This is a genomic window from Amycolatopsis eburnea (assembly GCF_003937945.1).
Classification (GTDB): Bacteria; Actinomycetota; Actinomycetes; order Mycobacteriales; family Pseudonocardiaceae; genus Amycolatopsis; species Amycolatopsis eburnea.
On record NZ_RSEC01000066.1, the window covers coordinates 235,985 to 255,667 of the forward strand.

A 19,683-nucleotide genomic window follows, 5' to 3' on the forward strand; every position below is an offset into this window, starting at 1 on the left:
GCCGGTGTCCAGACCGCCGGGGCGAACTTGTCCGGACAGGTCAGCGGCCGGTGACGCCGTCGAGCAGGGTGTGGTGCGTGCCCTGGACCGGGTTCGCCAGCGGCCGGTCCGGGCCGTCGGCGGCCCGGATGGCGGCGTCGCTCGCTTCGATCTCCGTGCGGTAGCCGGCCAGCACTTCCGCGGCGGTGCGCCCGGCGGGCACGGTGATGTCGATGTCGCCGGGGTCCTCGCCGCCGGCGACGTGGTGCCGGACTCGAGGAGCACCCGGCGCAGCTGCTCTTCGCCGAGCCCGTCGATGTTCAGCACGGACTCGCGGGCGAAGGTCAGGAACGCCGTCGCGGTGCCGACCTGGCGCTCACGCCGAGCCGCGGACCACCAGTTCCGGGTCGAAGATCACCGATTCGGCGCGCAGCGACGGGTCGGCCATCCGGTCCAGGACCATCCGGGCCATCGCCGCGCCCATCTCCTCGACCGGCTGGCGGACCGTCGTGAGCCGGGGGCGGCAGCTCAGCGCGACCCGGCTGTCGTCGAAACCCACCACCGCGACGTCGTCCGGGACGCGGCGGCCGGCTTCGCGGAGCACCGTCAGCGCGCCGTACGCCATCAGGTCGTTGGCCACGAAGACGCCGTCCAGCGCGGGATCCTCGGCCAGCAGGCGTTCCATCGCGCGTTCGCCGCCGTGCTCGGTGAAGTCGCCCTCGGCCACCGCCACGTAGGCGTGACCGTGCCGGGCCATCGCGTCGCGGAACCCGGCCAGCCGGTCCTGGCCGGCCGGCGTGCCCGCCGGGCCCGCGATCGTGGCGACGCGACGGCAGCCGCGCGACACCAGCCGCTCGGCCGCGAGCCGGGCGCCGTCCTGGTGGGCGACGTCGACGTAGCACACCGGCGCCGGGCGGGCGGGCCGCGCGAACAGCGCCGTGGGCACGCCCGCGTCGGTCAGCGCGCGCGGCAGCGGGTCTTCCGCCGGGTGCAGGGAAATCAGCAGGACGCCGCTGACCTGCTCCTGGCGCAGCTTCGGGACCAGCTTCGCGCGTTCCTCATCGCTGTCGACGAGCATCAGCAGCGGGTGCAGCCCGTGCGGCCGCAGGTGGGAGACGACGCCCTCGACGACGCGGCCGAAGAAGGGGTCGCCGAAGACGCCGCCGGTGAACGCTTCGACGTGCCGCTCCGGCTCCGACACCACCAGGGCGATCCCGCCGGTGCGCCGGGTGACCAGGGAACGCGCGGCCCGGTTCGGGACGTAGCCGGTGTCGGCGATCGCGCGCTCGACCGTCTCGCGCAGCTTCGGGTCGACGTTGCGGACGCTGTTGACCACGCGGGACACCGTGGCCCGCGAGACGCCGGCGACCCGCGCGACGTCCTCCAAGGTGGGCGGCTGCGTCGTCACCCGTCCTTTGTAGCACGCTGTGAGAGCGCTCTCCCAGTACCGCGCCGATGACAAATGTCATGACCGCCCGGTGTTGGACGGCACTGCCCCCGCGACGGCCCGCGCCGGAGCATTTCCGGCATGACAACCACGACTCGACCGGCCGCTTTCCGGCCCGTGCTGCTGCTCACCGGCGCGTACGCCGCGCTCTCCGTGCTCACGCTCGCCGTGATCGTCCTGCTCCGGAACCACCCGGCGGTGGTGACCGACGCCGTCTGGGTGCGCGCCACCCTCGTCGTCGCCAGTTCACTGCTGACGTTCGCCTTCGCCCGCAGCGCCGCCCGCGGGTCGAAGAAGGGCCTCCTGCGGCTGCGGATCGTCTCGGCGGTGATGCTCGTGGCGATCGCCGTCATCGTCGCGCTGCCCGGGCTGTTCCCGCTGTGGCTGCGGCTCGAGCAGGGCGTCTGCGGACTGCTGCTCCTCGGTGTCACCGTGCTCATCAACGGCCGGCGTTCGCGGTAGCGTTCCGGTGGTGGACGGGGCATCGGACGTGCAGCGCTGGGTGCGCGGCTGGCGGCTGCGGCTGCTCGACGCCGGCATGCTCGTCTACCCGGCGGTGACGCTGGCGGGCGTGCTGCAGCACTCGGCGGGCGCCGCGGCGGCCGCGGGCTGCGGGATCGTGGCCGCGTTCGCCGTGGGCTACCTCCTCGCCGCGACCGCGGCGGCGCGCCGGGCGAAGCGGCCGTTCTGGGCGCTCACCGGAACGTGCGCCGTGCTGTTCGCCGCCGCGCTGCCCTTCGCCCACGCCGACGCGTTCTTCCTCGCCGCGGTCGTCCTGTCCCTCGCCGCGCCCCGGCTCCCCCGCCGCGTCGCGGTCGTCCTCGTGGCGGGGGCGGCGCTCGTCGCGGTCGCCGTACCCTGGCCGGACGGGCCGGGCTGGGCGCAGGCGGTCGCGCTCGTGTTCACCGTGCTCATGGTCGGCGCGTTCGCCGAGGCGATCCGCGCGAACACCGCGCTGGTCGCGGCCCGCGCCGAGGTCGCGCGGCTGGCGTCCGAAGCCGAACGCGCGAGGATCGCCCGCGACCTGCACGACCTGCTCGGCCACTCGCTCACCGCGATCACCGTGAAGAGCACCCTGGCGCGACGCCTCGTCGACGCCGACGGCGCTCGCGCGGGTGAGGAGATGAGCGCCGTGGAAACATTGGCCCGGCAAGCCCTGACCGAGGTCCGCGCGGCGGTGTCGGGCTACCGCGAAGTCTCCCTCGCCGGCGAGCTGGCCCGCGGCCGCGAACTGCTGCGCGCCTGCGGGGTCACCGCCGACCTGCCCACCGCCACCGACGTCGTCGCGCCCGCCCAGCAGGAACTCTTCGGCTGGGTGGTGCGCGAAGGGCTCACGAACGTGGCCCGGCACGCGCGCGCGACCCGCTGCGCGGTGACGCTCTCGGCGTCCACTGTGGAGGTTCTCGACGACGGCGTGGGCGGTTCGGCCGCGGGCGGCTCCGGGCTCGCCGGACTGCGCGAGCGCGTCACAGCGGCCGGCGGGGTGCTCGACGCGGGACCGGCGGACCCGCGCGGCTGGCGATTGCGGGTGACGGTGTGATCCGGTTGCTGCTGGCCGACGACCAGGAACTGGTGCGCCAGGCGCTGTGCGCGCTGCTCGCGCTCGAGGACGACTTCGAGGTGGTCGCGTCGGTCGGCCGCGGCGACCAGGTCGTCGCGGCCGCGCGCGAGCACCGCCCCGACGTCGCGCTGCTCGACATCGAGATGCCCGGGCTCGACGGCCTGGCCGCCGCGGCGGTGCTCGCCGCGCAGGTGCCGGACTGCCGGGTCGTCATGCTCACGACGTTCGGCCGCGCCGGCTACCTGCGCCGCGCGATGGAGGCCGGCGCGGCCGGGTTCGTGGTCAAGGACGCGCCGGCCGAGGTCCTGGCAGGCGCGATCCGCCGCGTCCGGGCCGGCGAGCGCGTGGTGGACCCCGCGCTGGCGGTCGCCACCCTGGCGGCCGGCGAATCCCCGCTGACCGCCAGGGAACGCGACGTCCTGATCACCGCGCGGACCGGCGCGACGATCGCCGAGATCGCGTCCCGGCTCTACCTGTCCGAAGGCACGGTCCGCAACTACGTCTCCGCGGCGATCGCGAAGACCGGCGCCCGCAACCGCGTCGAAGCGGTCCGGATCGCCGACGAACGGGGCTGGCTCTAGGCGTTCTCGTCGAACGGGATCCCGGCCGGCTTGGCCTTCGCGAGGTTGCCGGTGAACTGGCCGTCCTTGATGCCGAACGTCGCGCTGCCGAAGTCGGCCTGGACGAGCTTGTCCCGCAGGCCCGCCGGGTAGCCGTCCCAGCCGACGAGGGCCGGGTACTGCCAGGTGCCCTGGTGGTTCTCCGGCGGGTCGTCGTTCCCGTTGGCCGCGCGGAAGCAGTGCGTCGAGCCGCCGTCCTTGTGGTAGACGACCTTCGCGTGGGTGCCCTCGAACCGCAGGCCGGCCCGGTCGTGGACGGCGAAGCCGCCGTGCTGCGACGTGGCGACGTACTCGACCTGGTTGTCCTTGACCCAGACGACGACGTGCTCCCAGTCGTGCCGGTGGCCGGCGCTCCCCGGGCCGAGCGAGGCTTGGTCCTTCTCGAAGTACAGGGTGAACATCACCGCGCACCAGCCGTTGTTGCACTTCTGGCGCGAGTAGGAGTTGGTGTTGTCGAGGTCCCAGGAGTCGCGGCAGTGGCCGTTCGTGTCCCCGCCGAGGGACAGGCCGGGGGCGATCGTGCCGTCGGGCCCGATGGCGGGGGTCGGGTAGCAGCCGTCCTTGTCGTAGTCGAAGGCGGGCTGGAACGTCTTTTCGAAGTCGGTCGCGTTCACCGGGAGCGCGCCCGGCGGGTCGGCCAGCGCCGTGGCCGGGAACAGGACGGAGAGCGCCAGCGCGCCGGCGGCAGCGGCGGCCAGGGTGCGGGAGCGGTGCGCCATCGCGGACTCCTTCGCCGGTGATTTTCCGACCAGGGTCGCGGGTGTTCGCCGAGGTGCACAACCACGGTGGCGGGAGTCTGCCCGGCTACCGCCGTTCGTGGGGACGAACGCGCAATCCTGGTTCCGGGGCCGGGGCGCGGCTAGGTTGGGGGTATGCCCGAACCGATCCTGATCTCCATCGCCGCCGCACTGGCGGCGAAGGGTGCGACCGGCCTCTACGACCTGGTGAAACGCAAGTTCGCCAAGGACCCGGCGGCCACCCTGGCCCTGGAAGCGGCTTCGGGGGCGCCGTCCGGCACCGAGCCGGTCAAGGCGCTGGCCGAGCGGCTGGAGACCGCGCAGGCGGCGGACCAGGAGTTCGCCGAAGCGCTGCGGACGGAGTGGGAGAAGCTCCCGGAGAGCCGGGTCAGCTACGGCGAAGTGCACAACACGGTGACCGGGACCGTGACGGGCAAGGTCGTGCAGCTGCGCGACGTGCACGGCAACATCAACCTCTGAGCCGGGCCTCCGCGGCGTCCCAGTCACCGGTGCCCGACGGTTCGTAGCGCCGGATTTCCTGCGTCTCCCGGACCAGCGCCCGCATCGACGGCAGGTCCTGGAGGTCCTCCCCCAGCGCCCGGGCCTGCACCAGCACGTTCCCCAGTGCCGCCGCCTCCACCGGGCCCGCCAGGACCGGGACCCCGCACGCGTCCGCCGTCGACTGGCAGAGCAGCTCGTTGCGGGCGCCGCCGCCGACCAGGTGGACCACGTCGACCCGGCGGCCGGTCAGCCGGGCCGCCTCGCGGATCGTGCGGCGGTGCGCCAGTGCCAGGCTGTCCACGATGCAGCGGACGATCGCGGGCCGGTCCGGCGGCGGGCGCTGGCCGGTGGCGGTGCAAGCCGAAGCGATCCGGGCGGGCATGTCGCCGGGCGGCAGGAACTCCGGGGCGTCGATGTCGACCACCGCCGCCAGTGCCGGTGCTGACGCGGCGGCCGTGAGCAGCGGCGGCAAGTCCGAAGTGGACCACGTGCGCAGGGTCTCCGAGAGCACCCACAGGCCCATCACGTTGCGCAGGAACCGGATGGTGCCGTCGACGCCGCCTTCGTTCGTGAAGTTCGCCGCCAGTGCCGCGTCGCTCAGCTCCGGCGCGGGCAGCTCCAGGCCTGCGAGGGACCACGTGCCCGAGGAGATGTAGGCGAAGTTCTCTCCGTCGGCGGCCGGGACCGCGGCCACCGCCGAAGCCGTGTCGTGGGAGCCGACCGCGATCACCGGGAGACCGGACAGCCCGTCGGCCGTGCCGACCACCGTGCCCGGGTCGCGCAGCGGAGGCAGAAGACGAGGCGGGATGCCGACCCGGGACGCGAGCGAACGAGCCCACTCCCGGGCGCGCACGTCGTACAGCTGGGTCGTCGACGCGTTGGTGCGCTCGGCGCCGATCGAGCCCGTCAGCCAGTAGTTCAACAGGTCCGGGATCAGCAGCACGGCCGACGCGGCCTCGAGCCGGTCGCCCTCGGCCAGCAGCTGGTAGAGCGTGTTGAACGGCAGCTGCTGCAAGCCCGTCACGTCGTACAGCTCGCGGGACGGCACCGTGGCCGCCACCTTCGCCGCGATGCCGTCGGTGCGCGCGTCGCGGTAGCAGACGGGGTTGCCGAGCAGGGCGCCGCGCTCGTCGAGGAGCCCGTAGTCGACGGCCCACGAATCGATGCCGACGCCGTCCACCGCGCCGGCGTCGCGGATCCCGGCCAGCGTCTCGCGGTACAACCCGAGCACGTCCCAGTAGAGCGACGGCCCGGCCTGGACGCCGCCGTTCGGGAAGCGCCGCACCTCCTCGAGCCGCAACGTCGAAGGGCCGACCGTCCCGGCCATCACCCGGCCGCTGGACGCGCCCAGGTCGACGGCCGCGACGCGCTTCACGGGCGCACCACGGTCAGCTCCAGGCCGAGCAGGTCCGCGACGGCCGTCAGCTCGGCGACGCGGTGGCCGGTGCCCAGGGCCCAGTGGTGCGCGATGCCGCTGGCCGACCAGGCGTCGGTCCACTCGCCGGGGTCGCAGCCGAAGTCGACGCGGGACGTCGTGTTGCCGATGCGCAGCAGCGGCCCGGGCACGACCGTGCCCTCGGACGCGATGAGCGAGAACGTCCCGTCGCGCCGCTGCCCGAGCCCGCACAGCGTCACCGGGCCGGGCTTGACGTCGAACTCCACCGAGACGCCCCAGCCGCGCTTGCCGTGGTAGACGCCGAGGCCGCGCAGCAGGGGCTTGCGGGCGCTGATCCCGAGGTGCGCCGGGCCGTCGTGGCCCATCTCGACGACGCCGTCGCGGAAGTTCAGCGCCTGCAGCTCGGTGAACGAGCCGCCCGCGCCGAGCCGGTCCATGACCAGCATGGCCAGTGACGTGCGCAGCTCGTACTCGCCGACCGCGGGGATGCCACGCGCGGTGAGCAGGGACGCGCCGAGGATGAAGCCAGCGCCGACGCGCTCGTGGGTCTCGCCGTCGAGGCCGCGGTGGTAGTACGCCAGGGAGTCCAGCGAGAAGTCCTCGACGAGCCGGTCGAGGGCCACCGAAACCCGGGCGCCCCAGGCGAAGTCTTCGTCCACGACGGACTCGTCCACAGTGAACACTTCGCGGGCCAGCGCCACCCGCGACGCCGTCTCGTCGTCGGAGACCTTCTCCACGCGCACCCGCAGGTCGTCGACCTCGAGGATCTCGACGTGCCCGCCGAGCTGGGCGGACACCAGCGTCGGATCGGTGGAGACGTCCATCATGCCCGGGTAGAGGTGCCCGAGCAGGCCGTGGCGGCCGTGCCGCAGCGCCGCCCGCACCCCGGCCGCCTTGATCCACCGCTCGATGCGCGTCCACGCCCGCTCGTCCTCCAGGTACCCGGACACCGAACGGAACTCGACGCCCAGGCGGCGGAACGCGTTGGCCATCTCCGGCAGCGGGCAGGCGCCGCAGTACGCGAGCCAGGCGCCGGTGTCGAAGGACTCGTGGTCCATCGACTCGGTGGGCTGGAGGTTGAGCAGCAGCACCGGCGCGCCCGAGCGCTGCGCGACCGGGGCCAGCATGCTGGACGTCAGGTACGTGGTGAGGAACCCGATGATCAGGTCGCACCCGGCGACGCGCAGCTTCTCCGCCGCGGCCGCGCCCTCGGCCGCGTCCGAGACGAACCCGGCGTCGACGACTTCGCAGTCCAGTTCGGACAGTCGCGAAGAGACCCGTCGCGCGGACGCTTCCAGTTGCGGCAGCAGGGAAGGGAACTGCGGCCAGTACGCGCCGAGCCCGCCGGAGACGAGGCCGACCCGGGTGCGGCGCGGGGTGATGCGGTCGAAGGTCATCGGCTCTCCCAGTGTCACGCGTCGAAAGGTGATTGACGCTCGGCGCGAGCGCCCCAATGTGGCGTTGGTTGCGTCAGACGCACCGAACGCCACATTGGGTGCGCTGGACGCACCGAACGCCACATTGGGGCGCGTCGCCGGGCCGCGGTCAACGACGCTCGGACGCGCGGCACTAGCGCAGGAACGCGGCGGCCACCCCGGCGTCCACCGGCACGTGCAGGCCGGTGGTGTGGGTGAGGTCGCCGCCGGTCAGGGCGAACACCGCGGCCGCGACGTGCTCCGGGAGCACCTCGCGCTTGAGGATGGTCCGCTGGGCGTAGAACTCGCCGAGCTTCTCCTCCGGGACGCCGTAGACCGCGGCGCGCTGGGCACCCCAGCCCCCGGCGAAGATGCCCGAGCCTTGGACGACGCCGTCGGGGTTGACGCCGTTGACGCGGATCCCGTGCCCGCCCAGCTCGGCCGCGAGCAGCCGGACCTGGTGGGCCTGGTCGGCCTTCGCGGCCCCGTAGGCGACGTTGTTCGGGCCCGCGAACACCGCGTTCTTCGACGAGATGTAGACGATGTCGCCGCCGATGCCCTGGTCGATCATCGCCTTGGCCGCCGCGCGGGCGACCAGGAACGAGCCCTTGGCCATCACGTCGTGCTGGAGGTCCCAATCGCGTTCGGTGGTCTCCAGCAACGGCTTCGAGATCGACAGCCCGGCGTTGTTGACCACCAGGTCGATCCCGCCGAAGGCCAGCACCGTCGCGTCCACCGCGGCCTGCACCGCCTCGGCGTCGGTGACGTCGGCGGTGACCGAGATGCCGCCGATCTCCGCGGCGACTTCGGCGGCGGACGAGGCGTTCAGGTCGGCGATCGCCACGCACGCCCCTTCGGCCGCGAGCCGGACCGCGATGGCCTTCCCGATGCCCGAACCGGCGCCGGTCACCAAGGCGATCCGCCCGGCCAGGGGCTTGGGCTTCGGCATCCGCTGCAGCTTCGCCTCTTCCAGCGCCCAGTACTCGATCCGGAACTTCTCGCTCTCCGGGATCGGGGCGTAGGTCGAGACGGCCTCGGCGCCGCGCATCACATTGATCGCGTTGACGTAGAACTCCCCCGCCACCCGCGCGGTCTGCTTGTCCTTGCCGAAGGAGAACATCCCCACCCCCGGCACGAGCACGATCGCCGGATCGGCGCCTCGCATCGCGGGCGAGTCCGAAGTGGCGTAACGCTCGTAGTAGGCGCGGTAGGCGTCGCGGTACTCCGCGTGCCGTTCCTTCAGCCGCGCCACCACGTCCTCCAGCGGCGCCGACGCGGGCAGGTCGACGACCAGGGGACGGACCTTGGTGCGCAGGAAGTGGTCCGGGCACGACGTGCCGAGCGCGGCCAGCGGCGCGAGCTTCTCCCGGGAGAGGAACTCCAGCACGACGTCGCTGTCGGTGTAGTGCCCCACCTGTCGCTGATCGGTCGAAGCCAGTCCGCGGATCACCGGCGCCAACGCCGCCGCCCGCGTGCGCCGCTCGGCTTCCGGAAGGGCTTCGAAGCCGGGGACGACAGACCCGAACGGCTCGGGAGCGCCCCGGGAGGCAAGGAACTCCTCGGCCGTCCGGATGATCTCCAGGGAGTTCCGCTCGCACTCCTCGGACGTCGCGCCCCACGCGGTGATGCCGTGACCGCCGAGGATCACGCCGATCGCCTGGGGGTTCGCCGCCTTCACCGCCGCGATGTCCAGGCCCAGCTGGAACCCCGGCCGCCGCCAGTCCACCCACGCGACGCGGTCGCCGAAGCACTCCTTCGTCAGCGCGGGGCCATCCGCCGCGGTGGCGAGGGCGATCCCGGAGTCGGGGTGCAGGTGGTCGACGTGCGCGGCCTCGACGAGACCGTGCATCACCGTGTCGATCGACGGCGCCGCGCCGCCCCGGCCGTGCAGGCAGTAGTCGAACGCGGCGACCATCTCGTCTTCGCGCTCGACACCGGGGTAAACGTCCACAAGCGACCGCAGCCGGTCCAGCCGCAGCACCGCCAGCCCGCTCTCGGTGAGCGTGCCGAGGTCGCCGCCGGAACCCTTGACCCACAGCACCTCCGCCGGCGCGCCGGTCACCGGGTCGGTCACCGAACCCTTGGCGGAGGTGTTGCCGCCGGCGTAGTTCGTGTTGCGCGGGTCGGCCCCGAGCGCGTTGCTGCGCGCGATGAGCTGCTCCGGCACGGTCATCGTCATGCTCCCCATCCGGCCTGCGTGCCGCCGGCGCGCTCGGCCACGATCTTCTCCTGGTACCCGCTGCGGGCATACGCCGCGACCGGGTCCGGGTCGAGCCCGGCGTCCTCCCGCAGTTCACCCAGCAGCGGCCGGACGTCGGTGTTGTAGGCGTCCATCAGCACGGCGTTGGCCTCCAGGACGTTCCCGGCCTGCTGCGCGGCGCGCAACGCGGTCCTGTCGACGAGCACCGCCTTGGCCGTCGCCTCCTGGACGTTCATCACCGACCGGATGATCGCCGGGATCTTGGCCTCGATGTTGTGGCACTGGTCGAGCATGAACGCGATCCCGTACGCCGGGTCCAACGCATCCGCCCGGACGATCTCGTACATGATCCGGAACAGCTGGAACGGGTCCGCCGCCCCGACCATCAGGTCGTCGTCGGCGTAGAAGCGGGAGTTGAAGTCGAACGCGCCCAGCTTCCCGGCCCGCAGCAGGAACGCCACGATGAACTCGATGTTCGTGCCCGGCGCGTGGTGGCCGGTGTCGATGCACACCGTCGCCCGCTCCCCCAGCTCGACGCAGTGCGCGTACGACGTGCCCCAGTCCGGGACGTCGGTGGCGTAGAACGCGGGCTCGAAGAGCTTGTACTCCAGCAGCATCCGCTGGTCCGGGCCGAGCCGGTCGTAGGTCTCCTTCAACGCCGCCGCGAGCCGGTCCTGGCGGTCCCGGAGGTCGTCCTGGCCCGGGTAGTTGATGCCGTCGGAGAACCACAGCTTCAGGTCCCGCGACCCGGTCGCGTCCATGATGTCGATGGCTTCCAGCAGGTGGTCGGTCGCCTTGCGGCGGATCCCGGCGTCCGGGTTGGTCACCGAACCCAGCTTGTAGTCCTCGTCCTGGAAGACGTTGGTGTTGATCGCGCCGATCTCGATGCCCAGATCACGCGCGTACGCGGTCAGGGCACCGTAGTCGTCGACCTTGTCCCACGGGATGTGCAGCGCCACGCTCGGCGCGACCCCGGTGAACCGGTGCACGGTCGCGGCGTCGGCGATCTTCTCCTCGGGCGTGCGGGGAACACCCGGTTGCGGGAACACCTTGAACCGGGTGCCCGAGTTCGCGTACGCCCACGACGGCGTCTCGATGCGCTGGGCCCGCAGGGCCGCTTTGACATCCACGGCGATCACTGTCCTTCCCGGACGTCAAGGTGGAAGACCTCGTCGAGCAGCTGGAACCCTTCATCGGGCGGACCGCCGTCCAGGCCGGTGAAGAACTCGGCCATCTCCGCCTGCCAGCGCGCGTTGACCTCGGTGGCCGCCATCGCGGCCTGCGCGGCCGCGAGGTCGTCGGCCTCGACGTAGCCGATGAGCAGGCCGTCTTCGCGCAGGAAGAGGGAGTAGTTGCGCCAGCCGGTGTCGTGCAGCGCCTGCCGCATCTCCGGCCACACCTCGCGGTGCCGCCGCGCGTACTCCGCCTTCCGCTCGGGCTTCACCTGCAGGCAGAAGCAGTACCGGGGCATCAGAAGTTGAACTTGTCGATGTTGTTCGCGTCGAACGTCGTCGGCGGGCCGAGGACGATCTCGCCGCTCGCGCCGATCGTGTACTCGCCGAGCTTGCCCGCCTTGAACTTCTCGCCTTCCTTGCCGGTGATCTGGCCCGACTTGAGCGCGACCCCGGCGTACGCGGCGAGGTACCCGATGTCGGCCGGGTTCCAGAGCGCGAACTGCTTGACCGTGCCGTCCTTGACGAACGCGCGCATCTGGTTCGGCGTACCCAGGCCGGTCACCGCGACCTTGCCCTTGTAGCTCGACGAGCTGACGTAGCGCGCGGCGGCCGCGATGCCCACGGTGGTCGGCGAGACGATCACCTTGAGGTTCGGGAACGACTGCAGCAGGCCCTGTGCCTCCTGGAAGGACTTCTGGTCGTCGTCGTTGCCGTAGGCGACCTTGTCCAGCTTGATGCCCGCGTACTCCGGCTTGGCCAGCTCCTTCTTCAGCACGTCGATCCAGGCGTTCTGGTTCGTGGCGTTGGGCGTCGCGGACAGTACCGCGATCTCGCCGGACCCGCCGGAGAGGTCCTTGGCCTGCTTGGCCAGCGCCTCGCCGATGCCCTGCGTGGTGGCCTGGTTGATGAAGACGTCGCGGCAGTCCTTGGCGGCGTCGGAGTCGAACGCGACGACCTTGATGCCGGCGCTGCGGGCCTGGTTGAGCGACGGGCACACGGCGTTGGGGTCGTTCGCGGCGATGCCGATGACGTCCTGCTGCTGCTGGATCAGCGTGTTGATGTAGCTGACCTGCGACGACGCGCTGGCGTCGTTCGGCCCGACCAGCTTGTACTCGCCCTTCAGCTCGCCCAGCGCCGCCTTGCCGCCGCTGACCTCGATGTCGCTGTAGGGGTTGTTGAGCTGCTTGGGCAGGAACGCCATCTTGACGCCCTCCTGTGCCGTGGCGTTGGGGTTCGCCGCCGCGGTGGATGCATTCGCGCCGGAGCCCGCGTTGTCGTTCTTGGTCGTGCCGCCGCAGGCGGCCAGGACCAGCACCAGCCCGGCCGAGATCGCACCGGTGAGGAACCGTCGGGACATCTTCGTCACCTTTCCGGGGTTACCGCTTGCCGTCGGCGACGCACTGCCGTGCGCGCCGAAGTCACGATGTTGGGGAGCAGGGCCGACACGATGAGGAGCACGCCGGTCACGATGTTGAGGGCCTCGTTGGACACGTCCTGCAGGCGCAGCGCGTTCTGCAGGGACGCCAGCAGGACCACCCCGGCGAGCACGCCGGGGAGCGTGCCCTTGCCGCCGAAGATGGACACGCCGCCGAGCAGCACGGCGGCCACGACGGCGAGTTCGAGGCCGAAGCCGTTGTCGGCGCGGGCGCTGGAGTACCGCAGGGTCCACAGCACCCCGGCGAGCCCGGCGACCGCGCCGCTGACGACGTACAGCCAGAACTTGAGCCGTCCGGTGCGGATGCCGGCGAACCGGGCCGCCTGTTCGCCCGCGCCCGCCGCGAACACGCCACGGCCGATCGGGGTCGCGTGCAGCACGATCCCGAAGATCAGGGCCACCACGACCAGCGGGATCAGGACGTTCGGGACCGGACCGCCGCCGATGGTGCCGGTGACCCAGCTCGTGTAGGTCCGCGGGAAGTCGGCGACCGCGCCGTCGCCGAGCACCACGAACGCCAGGCCGCGGTACAGCGCCAGGGTGCCGATGGTGACGGCGAGCGAAGGCAGCTTCAGCACGGTCACGAAAAAGCCGTTGAGCGCGCCGAGGACCGCGCCGAGCACGATGCACAGCGGGATGATCGTCTCGATCGACAGGCCCGCGTCCCACAGCGACCCCATCACCGCCGACGTCAGCCCGAGCGTGCTCGCCACCGACAGGTCGATCTCGCCGGTCACGATGATGAACGTCATCGGCAGCGCGACCAGCGCGATCGGGAGCAGGTCGAGCAGCAGGAAGGTGAAGTTGCGGCTGGTCCCGAAGTTCTCGACGGCGCCCGAAGCGACGATCAGCACGACCACCGTCACGAGCACGACGGCGGCGTCCCAGCTGAGCAGCCGCCCGAGCGGGTTCGGTCGGTCAGACATGGGCGTCCCTCTTCTTCAGTGCCTTGGCGACCCGCACGGCGACCAATCGGTCCGCGCCGATGGCCAGCAGGATCAGCGCGCCGACGATGGCCTGCTGCCAGAACTGGTTGATGTCGAGCACGGCCAGCGCGCTGCCGATCACGGTCAGCAGGAGCGCGCCGAGGCCCGCGCCCCAGACCGAGCCGCTGCCGCCGAACACCGCCACCCCGCCGACGACGGCCGCGGCGACGACGTTCAGTTCGTAGCCGGTGCCGGCGGCCGCGTCCACGGTGCCGAAGCGGGCCGCGAACAGGACACCGGCGAGCCCGGCGAGGGCGCCGCTGACGAGGAACGCGGCGATGGTGTTGCGGCCGACCCGGATGCCGGCCAGCCGCGCGGCCTGCGGGCTCGACCCCATCGCGTACAGCTCGCGCCCGGCCGGGTAGCTGCGCAGCACGATCCCGGCGACCACCAGCACCAGCAGCGCGATCAGGACCAGCCACGGCACGCCGAGCAGCGACGCCGTGCCGAAGTCCAAAAAGGACGCGGGCAGCTTGTCCGCGTTGATCTGCCGGCCGCCGGCCCAGAAGTAGCTGACGCCGCGGAAGGCGTACAGCGTGCCGAGGGTGACGACCAGCGCCGGCACCTGGCCGAACCGCACGAGCGCGCCGTTGAGCAGCCCGCACACCGCACCGACGGCGAGACCGGCCAGCACGGCGACGATCACGGGCAGGCCCGGGTTGTCCTTCATCAGCGTGCCGACGGCGAACGCCGACAGCCCGAGCACCGAGCCGACCGACAGGTCGATGTTGCGGGTGATCATCACGACCGCCTGCCCGACCGCGAGCACGGCCAGGATCGCGGTGCCCAGCAGGATGTCGCGGATGCTCTGCCCGGACAGGAACCGGGAGTTCTGCGTCGCGGTGAACGCCACCAGGACGATCAGCGCGAGCACGATGCCGGATTCGCGCGCCTTGAAGACGTTCGCGGTCCACGACCGTCCGGAGTGGACTGCCGGCTCCCTGGTCACGGGTGCCTCCTTCGTCGCGGTCATGCGGCGGCTCCCTGGCCCATCGCGGCGAACATGACGGCGTCCTCGGTCGCGTCGGCGCGCGGGAGCTCGGCCACGATCCGGCCCTCCCGCATCACGAGGACGCGATCGGCCATGCCCAGTACCTCGGGCAGCTCCGAGGACACCATGACGATCGCGACGCCCTCGGCGGCCAGCGCCGACATCAGCCGGTGCACCTCGGCCTTCGTGCCGACGTCGATGCCGCGGGTGGGTTCGTCCACGATCAGCACTTTCGGGGCCATCGCCAGCCACTTGGCGAGGACGACCTTCTGCTGGTTGCCGCCCGACAGCGTCCCGACCGGGTCGCCGAGGCGGCGGTACTTGGTGCGCAGGCGTTCGGTCCAGTGGCGGGCTTCCCGCCGCTCGCTCGCGCCGGTCAGGAAGCCGAGCTTCGAGAGCGCGCGGGATCGCGGCAGCGTCACGTTCCGCTCGATCGACAGGTCCATGATCAGGCCTTGCTGGCGGCGGTCTTCGGGCACCAGCGCCATCCCGGCGCCCATCGCGGCCCGCGACGAGTGCGGCTTGAGCTTCTTGCCGCCCACCTTCACCACACCCGCGTCGCGCTCGTCGACGCCGAAGACGGCCTGGACGACTTCGGAGCGGCCGGAGCCGACGAGCCCGGCGAACGCGACGATCTCCCCCGCCCGCACCGAGAACGAGATGTCGCGGAAGACTCCTTCCCGGGCCAGGCCTTCGACTTCGAGGACGACCGCGCCGGGTTCGACGTCCTGCTTGGGGAACAGCGCGTCGAGGTCGCGGCCGACCATCCGCTTCACCATCTCGTCGACGGTGACGTCGTCGAGCAGGTCGGTGGAGACGTGCTTGCCGTCGCGCATGATCGTGACGCGCTGGCAGAGCTCGGTGATCTCCTCGAAGCGGTGGGAGATGAACATGATCGCCGCACCTTCCTGGCGCAGGGTCCGGGCGACGCTGAAGAGCCGCTCGACCTCGATCTGGGTCAGCGCGGCGGTCGGCTCGTCCATCACCAGCACGCGGGCGTCGGCGCTGAGCGCCTTGGCGATTTCGACGATCTGCTGGTCGGCGATGGAGAGGCCGCGCGCGGGGCGGGCCGGGTCGATCCGGACGCCGAGGCGGGCGAAGAGGCGCTCGGCCTCGGCGCGGATCGCCGCCCGGTCGATCCGGCCGAGACTCGTGCGCGGGTGGCGGCCCATCACGATGTTCTCCGCGACGGAAAGGTCGGGGAAGAGCGTGGGTTCCTGGTAGATCACCGCGATGCCGGCGGCTTTCGCGTCGGCCGGGGAGCCGAACCCGACCGGGCTGCCGTCCAGGAGCAAGGTGCCGTCGTCGGGCTTGTGCACCCCGGCGAGCATCTTCACGATCGTGGACTTGCCGGCACCGTTCTCCCCCACCAGCGCGTGGGCTTCGCCGGCGTGCAGGCCGAAGCTCACGCCGGCGACCGCCGCGACGGCGCCGAACGACTTCGTCACGCCGCGCACCTCCAGCAGAGGGGCTGGACCCGGGTCCTGCCGCGTCATCGCGACCTCCGGATTGAAAGGTTTCACAAACCTGGCGCGGTGACGCTACTATGCGACGGAAGAGCAAGTCAATGAATCGGCCGAACCGTGGCCGAACGGCTTCGTACGCCGGCAGTTCGTGGCGATATTACGTTTCAATGAGGGGGTCCGATGACGGTCCAGGAGTCCGGCGCCGAGCCGAGAGCGGCGGGCATCAAGGACGTCGCCGCGGCGGCCGGCGTCTCCCTCGGCACGGTGTCGAACGTGCTCAACCGGCCCGACCGCGTCAGCCCCGCGACCCGCGCGAAGGTCGAGGCCGCGATGGCGGAACTCCGCTTCGTGCGCAACGAATCCGCGCGGCAGCTGCGCGCCGGGCGCAGCCGCGTGCTGGCCTACGTCATGCTCGACGGCAGCAACCCGTTCTTCACCGACGTCGCCGCCGGCATGGAGGACGCCGCCGACGCGGGCGACCTCTCGCTGTTCCTCTGCAACAGCGCGCACCAGCCCACGCGGGAGGCGGCCTACCTCGGGCGCCTGGAACAGCAGCGCGTGCAGGGCATCCTCATCACGCCGGTCGACCCGGACGCCCCGCTGCTGCACGAAATCGCGCGGCGCGGCACGCCGGTGGTCGTCGTCGACCGCACGCCCGGCGGCACCACTCACTGCTCGGTCGCGGTGGACGACGTCTACGGCGGGGAGATCGCCGTGCGGCACCTGATCGAACAGGGTCACGAACGGATCGCGTTCATCGGCAACCACACCACGGTGGGCCAGGTCCGCGACCGGCGGCTCGGCGCGCTGCGGGCACTGAGCGCCGCGGGCCTGCCGGCGGACCGGCTGGTCGACCTGACCACGACGGCGCTGACCGTGGCCGACGGCCGCGGTGCCGGCGAACGGCTGGCGGGCCTGCCCGCGGCGATCCGCCCCACCGCCGCGTTCTGCGCCAACGACCTCGTCGCGCTCGGCCTGCTGCAGACCTGCGCGAACCTGCGCATGAGGGTCCCGGACGACCTGGCGATCGTGGGCTACGACGACATCGAGTTCGCCGCGGCGGCCGCGGTCCCGCTCACCTCCGTCCGCCAGCCCCGGCGACGGCTGGGGCGCACGGCCGCGGAGCTGCTGCTGGCCGAAGGCGAGCCGGACCACGAGCACCGGCAGGTCGTGTTCACCCCCGAACTGGTGGTGCGCGCTTCGACGTTGCGGTGAAACCCGTGCCGGCGAGCGTCCTCCTGGGACACACTGGGAGAAGTCCCGCCGGAGTACGGAGGTCGGCATGCCCGGTCCGCGGCTTTCGCGGCGTGAATTCCTCGCCGCGGGCGGGGCCGCGCTGCTGGGCGCCGCCGTGGCGGGTTCGTCGGGAATCGCCGCGCCCGGCCCGGAAAGCGGGCTGCTGACCGATTTCTGGCTGTTCGGGCGGTACGCCGACGGGTGCGCCGACGCCGGGTTCGACGAGACCGGCCTCGCCCCGGTCCGGCTCCCGCACTGCGTGGCACCGCTGTCCTGGACCGGCTGGAACCCGGCGTCGTGGCAGGACCGGTGGATCTACCGCAAGCACTTCACGGCGACCCCGGCCGAGCGGTACCGGGCGCGCTTCGACGGCGTCCTGACGAACGCGGCGGTCTACCTCAACGGCATCCTCGTGGCCACCCACGAGGGCGGCTACCTCCCGTTCGAGGCCGAGCTGCCCGGGATCGCCGAGGGCGACAACGTCCTCGCCGTCGTCGTCGACGGGCGGTGGGCGCTGGACGTCCCGCCGAACCTGCCGCGCAGCGCGGGTCCGGCGGTGCTCGACTTCTACCAGCCCGCGGGGATCTACCGGCCCGCCGCGATCGGGACCGCGCCGCGGGTCCGCCTGACCGACGTCTTCGCGCGGCCCGACGACGTCCTCTCCCCCGGCCGGTCGCTGCACCTGACGTGCACGCTCGAGGCCGCCGTCGAGGGCCAGGTGACCGCGTCGGTGCGGCAGGCGGGCCGGGAACTCGCGAAGGTGACGGCGCCGGTGCACGGGACCACCGCGGAGTTCGACGTCCACGGGCTCGGCGACGTCCGGCTCTGGGACGTCGACGACCCCGCGTTGTGCGACGTCGTGGTGACCGTCCGGGCCGGGGCGGCGGTGCTCGACCGGCGGACGGTGCGGACCGGGTTCCGCGACGCCCGGTTCACCCCGGACGGCTTCTTCCTCAACGGCAGGCGGCTCAAGCTGTTCGGCCTCAACCGCCACCAGTGGTACCCGTTCGCGGGCGGGGCGATGCCGGACCGCGTGCAGCGCCGCGACGCGGAGATCCTGCGCCGCGAGCTGAACTGCACCATGGTCCGGTGCTCGCACTACCCGCAGTCGAGCGCGTTCCTCGACGCCTGCGACGAGCTGGGCCTGCTGGTGTGGGAGGAGATCCCGGGCTGGGGGCGCGTCGGCGACGCCGCCTGGCAGCGCCGCAACCTCCAGGACGTGGCGAGCATGGTCACCCGCGACCGCAACCACCCGAGCGTCGTCGTGTGGGGCACGCGGGTGAACGAAGCCGACGGCACGACGGCGATGTACGCCAAGACCGGGCGGCTCGCGAAGCAGCTGGACCCGTCGCGGCCGACGAGCGGCGCGCTCGCCAGCGCGACCGGTGCGCGGTACGCCGGCGCCGACGTCGAGGTACTGGCGTACAACGACTACACCGCGCGCCGGGGAGCGCCGTTCCGGCTGCGGCCACCGCGGCCGGGCGTGCCGTACCTGGTGACGGAGACGATCGGCACGCTCGCCGGCGCCCGCGCCTACCGCCGCACCGACCCGCAGGCCACCCGGCAGCTGCAGGCGGAACTGCACGCGAAGGCCCACGACCTGGCCGCCGCCGACGACCGCTACTGCGGGGTGCTGGCGTGGTGCGCGTTCGACTACCCGTCGGGCTGGCAGCGCTCGGTGAGCGGGTTGAAGTTCGCGGGCGTGTCCGACATCTTCCGGATCCCGAAGCCCGCGGCGGCGTTCTACGCGTCCCAGTGCGCGCCGGACGTGCGGGCGGTCGTCGAGCCGGGGTTCGAGTGGGACTTCACCGCCCAGCCGTCCGGCCCCGGGCGGGACGCGACGCTCTGGTCGAACTGCGACCGGCTGGCGGTGTTCCTCGACGACCGCCCGGTGGGTGACGCGCGCAGCCGCCGGGCGGACTTCCCGCACCTGCCGCACCCGCCGTTCGCGGTGGACCTCGTGGTCCCGCGCGGGCAGCAGCCCCAGCTGCGGATCGACGGCTACGCGGGCGGGCGGCTGGTCGTCAGCAGGCGGTTCAGCGGGGACCGGAGCCGGGACGTGCTCGGCTGCGTACCCGACGACCCGACGCTGCGCGCCGACGGCGGCGACGCGACCCGGGTGGTGATCGCGGCGACCGACCGGTTCGGCACGATCCGGGCGGGGACGACCGGGGCGGTTTCGCTGGCGCTGGACGGGCCCGGCGAGCTGATCGGGGACGCGACGCTCGACTTCGGCGCGACGGGCGGCGCGGCGGCGGTGTGGGTGCGGCCGTTCGCGGGCCCGCCGGGGACGGTGGTGCTGACCGCCCGCCACGACGTGCTCGGCACCGCGACGGCGACGATCACGACGATCGCGGGTGGGGCGGCCGCTCGGTCCGGGACGTCATGAACGACTCGTTCATGACGTCCCGGACGCCAGGGGCCCGGCAAAGTCGCGCCGGCGAGCGGGTGACCGGCGGCAGAGTCGCCTGGCCGCGTGGTCTGCCCGGCGCCGCGGGAATGTCATGAAAGGGTCGTTCATGTCGTCTGGCGAGGTGA

The 19,683-nt window shown here is 72.4% G+C and carries 18 protein-coding genes; 6 read left to right on the forward strand and 12 right to left on the reverse strand.

The window, feature by feature from the left end; translation table 11 throughout:
• Positions 1-40: 40 nt before the first annotated feature.
• The gene (locus EIY87_RS47950; RefSeq protein WP_158641466.1) at positions 41-202 is read right to left on the reverse strand and encodes a hypothetical protein; all 162 of its coding nucleotides are present in this window, start codon (positions 200-202) and stop codon (positions 41-43) included.
• 153 nt (positions 203-355) lie between these two features.
• Positions 356-1,387, reverse strand: a complete 1,032-nt coding sequence (locus EIY87_RS47085; RefSeq protein ID WP_125316613.1) for a LacI family DNA-binding transcriptional regulator — start codon at positions 1,385-1,387, stop codon at positions 356-358.
• Positions 1,388-1,507: 120 nt separating this feature from the next.
• Between EIY87_RS47085 and EIY87_RS47090 the strand changes: the two genes are divergently transcribed.
• Genes EIY87_RS47090 through EIY87_RS47100 form a run of 3 tightly spaced genes read left to right on the forward strand, consistent with a single transcriptional unit; the run spans position 1,508 to position 3,568 of the window.
• Positions 1,508-1,888, forward strand: a complete 381-nt coding sequence (locus EIY87_RS47090) for a hypothetical protein (protein ID WP_125316614.1) — start codon at positions 1,508-1,510, stop codon at positions 1,886-1,888.
• Between the two features lie 10 nt (positions 1,889-1,898).
• Positions 1,899-2,966: a sensor histidine kinase gene (locus EIY87_RS47095; protein WP_225440451.1), complete on the forward strand. Its 1,068-nt coding sequence runs from the start codon at positions 1,899-1,901 to the stop codon at positions 2,964-2,966.
• A complete protein-coding gene (locus EIY87_RS47100) occupies positions 2,963-3,568 on the forward strand; it encodes a response regulator transcription factor (RefSeq protein WP_125316616.1) in 606 nt (201 codons plus the stop codon). Before EIY87_RS47095 ends, EIY87_RS47100 begins: the two co-directional genes overlap by 4 nt.
• Here the strand turns inward: EIY87_RS47100 and EIY87_RS47105 are convergent.
• Positions 3,565-4,326, reverse strand: coding sequence for an NPP1 family protein (locus EIY87_RS47105; RefSeq protein ID WP_125316617.1), 762 nt, complete (start codon positions 4,324-4,326; stop codon positions 3,565-3,567). The two genes, EIY87_RS47100 and EIY87_RS47105, sit on opposite strands and share 4 nt — an antisense overlap.
• A gap of 153 nt (positions 4,327-4,479) precedes the next feature.
• Between EIY87_RS47105 and EIY87_RS47110 the strand changes: the two genes are divergently transcribed.
• Positions 4,480-4,824, forward strand: coding sequence for a hypothetical protein (locus EIY87_RS47110; RefSeq protein WP_125316618.1), 345 nt, complete (start codon positions 4,480-4,482; stop codon positions 4,822-4,824).
• Here the strand turns inward: EIY87_RS47110 and EIY87_RS47115 are convergent.
• The 9 genes from EIY87_RS47115 to EIY87_RS47155 all read right to left on the reverse strand — a co-directional run bounded on the left by EIY87_RS47115 (position 4,814) and on the right by EIY87_RS47155 (position 15,939).
• Positions 4,814-6,172, reverse strand: coding sequence for a rhamnulokinase (locus EIY87_RS47115; protein ID WP_125316692.1), 1,359 nt, complete (start codon positions 6,170-6,172; stop codon positions 4,814-4,816). The two genes, EIY87_RS47110 and EIY87_RS47115, sit on opposite strands and share 11 nt — an antisense overlap.
• A gap of 44 nt (positions 6,173-6,216) precedes the next feature.
• Positions 6,217-7,638: an L-fucose/L-arabinose isomerase family protein gene (locus EIY87_RS47120; RefSeq protein WP_125316619.1), complete on the reverse strand. Its 1,422-nt coding sequence runs from the start codon at positions 7,636-7,638 to the stop codon at positions 6,217-6,219.
• A gap of 172 nt (positions 7,639-7,810) precedes the next feature.
• A complete protein-coding gene (locus EIY87_RS47125) occupies positions 7,811-9,829 on the reverse strand; it encodes a bifunctional aldolase/short-chain dehydrogenase (RefSeq protein WP_225440452.1) in 2,019 nt (672 codons plus the stop codon).
• 2 nt (positions 9,830-9,831) lie between these two features.
• A complete protein-coding gene (gene rhaI, locus EIY87_RS47130; RefSeq protein ID WP_125316621.1) occupies positions 9,832-10,995 on the reverse strand; it encodes an L-rhamnose isomerase in 1,164 nt (387 codons plus the stop codon).
• On the reverse strand, positions 10,992-11,327 hold the full coding sequence (locus EIY87_RS47135) for an L-rhamnose mutarotase (protein ID WP_125316622.1): 336 nt from the start codon (positions 11,325-11,327) through the stop codon (positions 10,992-10,994). Before EIY87_RS47135 ends, rhaI begins: the two co-directional genes overlap by 4 nt.
• Complete coding sequence (gene rhaS, locus EIY87_RS47140) at positions 11,327-12,388, reverse strand: rhamnose ABC transporter substrate-binding protein (RefSeq protein WP_125316623.1); 1,062 nt, start codon at positions 12,386-12,388, stop codon at positions 11,327-11,329. Before rhaS ends, EIY87_RS47135 begins: the two co-directional genes overlap by 1 nt.
• 5 nt (positions 12,389-12,393) lie before the next feature.
• A complete protein-coding gene (locus EIY87_RS47145; RefSeq protein WP_125316624.1) occupies positions 12,394-13,392 on the reverse strand; it encodes an ABC transporter permease in 999 nt (332 codons plus the stop codon).
• The gene (locus tag EIY87_RS47150; RefSeq protein ID WP_125316625.1) at positions 13,385-14,425 is read right to left on the reverse strand and encodes an ABC transporter permease; all 1,041 of its coding nucleotides are present in this window, start codon (positions 14,423-14,425) and stop codon (positions 13,385-13,387) included. The genes EIY87_RS47145 and EIY87_RS47150 overlap by 8 nt, the downstream gene beginning before the upstream one ends.
• Positions 14,422-15,939 carry a sugar ABC transporter ATP-binding protein gene (locus EIY87_RS47155; protein ID WP_125316626.1) on the reverse strand — a complete coding sequence of 506 codons (1,518 nt, stop codon included), beginning with the start codon at positions 15,937-15,939 and terminating at the stop codon, positions 14,422-14,424. The genes EIY87_RS47150 and EIY87_RS47155 overlap by 4 nt, the downstream gene beginning before the upstream one ends.
• A gap of 150 nt (positions 15,940-16,089) precedes the next feature.
• Here EIY87_RS47155 and EIY87_RS47160 point away from each other — a divergent pair, with 150 nt between their 5' ends.
• Both EIY87_RS47160 and EIY87_RS47165 read left to right on the forward strand, forming a co-directional pair.
• Positions 16,090-17,124 carry a LacI family DNA-binding transcriptional regulator gene (locus tag EIY87_RS47160; RefSeq protein WP_125316627.1) on the forward strand — a complete coding sequence of 345 codons (1,035 nt, stop codon included), beginning with the start codon at positions 16,090-16,092 and terminating at the stop codon, positions 17,122-17,124.
• 67 nt (positions 17,125-17,191) lie between these two features.
• Positions 17,192-19,534, forward strand: a complete 2,343-nt coding sequence (locus EIY87_RS47165; protein WP_125316628.1) for a glycoside hydrolase family 2 protein — start codon at positions 17,192-17,194, stop codon at positions 19,532-19,534.
• Positions 19,535-19,683 lie beyond the last annotated feature (149 nt).

Excerpts from the sequence above, each read along its gene's own strand:
- EIY87_RS47090 (WP_125316614.1), top strand. The coding sequence starts at position 1,508 with ATGACAACCACGACTCGACCGGCCGCTTTCCGGCCCGTGCTGCTGCTC.
- EIY87_RS47105 (WP_125316617.1), bottom strand. The coding sequence starts at position 4,326 with ATGGCGCACCGCTCCCGCACCCTGGCCGCCGCTGCCGCCGGCGCGCTG.
- EIY87_RS47110 (WP_125316618.1), top strand. The coding sequence starts at position 4,480 with ATGCCCGAACCGATCCTGATCTCCATCGCCGCCGCACTGGCGGCGAAG.
- EIY87_RS47115 (WP_125316692.1), bottom strand. The coding sequence starts at position 6,172 with ATGGCCGGGACGGTCGGCCCTTCGACGTTGCGGCTCGAGGAGGTGCGG.
- EIY87_RS47120 (WP_125316619.1), bottom strand. The coding sequence starts at position 7,638 with ATGACCTTCGACCGCATCACCCCGCGCCGCACCCGGGTCGGCCTCGTC.
- EIY87_RS47125 (WP_225440452.1), bottom strand. The coding sequence starts at position 9,829 with ATGACCGTGCCGGAGCAGCTCATCGCGCGCAGCAACGCGCTCGGGGCC.
- EIY87_RS47135 (WP_125316622.1), bottom strand. The coding sequence starts at position 11,327 with ATGCCCCGGTACTGCTTCTGCCTGCAGGTGAAGCCCGAGCGGAAGGCG.
- rhaS (WP_125316623.1), bottom strand. The coding sequence starts at position 12,388 with ATGTCCCGACGGTTCCTCACCGGTGCGATCTCGGCCGGGCTGGTGCTG.
- EIY87_RS47145 (WP_125316624.1), bottom strand. The coding sequence starts at position 13,392 with ATGTCTGACCGACCGAACCCGCTCGGGCGGCTGCTCAGCTGGGACGCC.
- EIY87_RS47150 (WP_125316625.1), bottom strand. The coding sequence starts at position 14,425 with ATGACCGCGACGAAGGAGGCACCCGTGACCAGGGAGCCGGCAGTCCAC.
- EIY87_RS47155 (WP_125316626.1), bottom strand. The coding sequence starts at position 15,939 with ATGACGCGGCAGGACCCGGGTCCAGCCCCTCTGCTGGAGGTGCGCGGC.
- EIY87_RS47160 (WP_125316627.1), top strand. The coding sequence starts at position 16,090 with ATGACGGTCCAGGAGTCCGGCGCCGAGCCGAGAGCGGCGGGCATCAAG.
- EIY87_RS47165 (WP_125316628.1), top strand. The coding sequence starts at position 17,192 with ATGCCCGGTCCGCGGCTTTCGCGGCGTGAATTCCTCGCCGCGGGCGGG.